The organism is Pseudanabaena sp. 'Roaring Creek', assembly GCF_001402795.1.
GTDB lineage: Bacteria > Cyanobacteriota > Cyanobacteriia > Pseudanabaenales > Pseudanabaenaceae > Pseudanabaena.
In genome coordinates this window covers 1-1,477 of the sequence record NZ_LIRE01000506.1, presented here as the reverse complement: position 1 = coordinate 1,477, position 1,477 = coordinate 1, and the positions used below count along the sequence as shown (strand labels likewise).

Here is a 1,477-nt window from a genome sequence, read left to right as displayed (position 1 = left end):
ATCCTTTTAGAGCTACCGCCAGTCTTGTTAAGACAAAATTAAAACCCAAGATCGTGTTGCCACGTGGAGCGCGGCAACACGATCTTGGGTTTTATGTCCTGATACAGTTGGCGGTAGCTATAATTAATTTATTTTAGTGAGCTGAGCCGTTACCGTGATATTTATCAGTATCGTAAAAGCCATTACGAGTCCCAAAAAACAAACAGCTGACCGTAAACAAGACAGTCAAAATTGGCAGGATTACTTTGAGATCGAGCATATTTTTCGGGGGTGAGAATAAAATGAGGCTGGCTTATATTTTAGTAGCAGAAAATCCTTAAGGCAGCTACATCTAACTTCTTTCTTAAGGATTAGATTCCTAAAAATCATTATTTCTCTGGCAATATCTAAAAATCTAGCTCAAATCATGGCTAATTGCCGCCATCGGTATTATCCGTAACATCACCGCTAGGACGATAGCTTTGCTCAAAGGCATAGCGCACGATCTGGGAACGATTTTCCAAGTTGAGCTTGGTCATGATGCTGCTGAGGTGCGTTTGTACAGTCCGAGGGCTGATTTGGAGGCGTTTGCCAATTTCTTTATTAGTAAAGCCTTGGACGACCTGCCAGAAAACACGCTCTTCGGAAGGGGTGAGCGTAGTTCGGGAAACAGGAGCTGTAGGCTGCTGAAATAGGCGCATATGCTCGCTGGGTGTCCGATGGGGCTCCCGTTTATGGGGTGAAAAGAAATCTATATCAGTTTTGCCAATGGTCATGCGATCGCCACTTTTCAGCAAAATCGGAAAAGTAATTCTCTGTCCGCGCATGAAAGAACCATTGCGGCTGCCAAAATCGACTAGGTAAAAACTACCAGATTCATTATTAGAATTGCGATTTTTGGCATCCCCTTTCATTGAAGACTCAAAGCCTTCATTCTTGGAAGCGCCAACAATTTGGAGCGTGGCATGATAGCGTGATACCCATTTGTCGGTGAGTACAATTGAGTTGTCATATCCCCTGCCAATTGTCCAAAAATCAGCATTTATAAGTGGAATCATTTGCTGTCCCTCATCTGCATGAACGATCAGATAGGGATGTGGGTGTAAAAGGGTCACTGAACTATTAGACAACTTTGTTGTGTGCATCTCAATCAATTGCCAATATAACTTATTTATATATTGTGAGACGAGTTTAATAAATTTTGAGTTCCTTTTTTGGATTCATGACTTTTGATGACATATTCTGTCACGATGGTTTTGATGCGATATTTACGATATTTTTCATGTTATGTTTTTAGCCTCTATCGCAATCCTAAATAGTTTGTAAGAGGCTTCGACTTCGCTCAGCTATCGGTATAGATTGCTTGAGCGAAGTTGAAGCCCTAATTTTTCTCATGAATGATTTAATGCCAATTCACAAAAGCATGACAACAAGTTTGTAAATTAAAAACTAAATTTAGTGATGTTATACCAAGTTAAGAAATGGTTACGCCATTTCT

General features: G+C 40.5%; 1 protein-coding gene. It reads right to left on the bottom strand.

All coding sequences use genetic code 11. The features are described from left to right. Positions 1-410 precede the first annotated feature (410 nt). Positions 411-1,124, bottom strand: a complete 714-nt coding sequence (locus AC805_RS15680) for a LuxR C-terminal-related transcriptional regulator (protein ID WP_009628342.1) — start codon at positions 1,122-1,124, stop codon at positions 411-413. Positions 1,125-1,477: the final 353 nt, after the last annotated feature.

What these genes read in the sequence shown, in the direction of transcription:
- AC805_RS15680 (WP_009628342.1), bottom strand. Translation starts at nt 1,124, where the DNA reads ATGCACACAACAAAGTTGTCTAATAGTTCAGTGACCCTTTTACACCCA.